At 65.9% G+C, this 211-nt stretch carries 1 protein-coding gene; it reads right to left on the bottom strand.

Translation table 11 applies throughout. From position 1 onward, the window contains the following. On the bottom strand, window positions 1-211 hold a 211-nt coding region (locus HJV72_RS19465), incomplete at both ends, for a helix-turn-helix domain-containing protein (protein ID WP_208073531.1).

Raw genomic sequence — 211 nt, 5'->3', positions numbered from 1 at the left:
CCCGCAGTTCCTTCAGATAGCGGTTGACGGTGCGCACCGTGCTGCCCAGAATGGCGGCCAGGGCCTCCTTGTCGACGGACAGGGGTTGCCCCCGGTTCTGGGCCAGCGTCCAGAGGTATTCGGCCACCCGCTCCTTGGCGGGGCGGTAGAGGTCGAACACCACCTGGCGGGTGTAGTTGAGAATCCCCTGGGCGCAATACTGTGCCTCCCA

Source organism: Extibacter sp. GGCC_0201, from assembly GCF_017566055.1.
Taxonomy (GTDB): Bacteria; Bacillota; Clostridia; order Lachnospirales; family Lachnospiraceae; genus Extibacter.
Note: the sequence above shows the minus strand (reverse complement) of the source record. Positions and strands in the feature narration are given on the sequence as shown.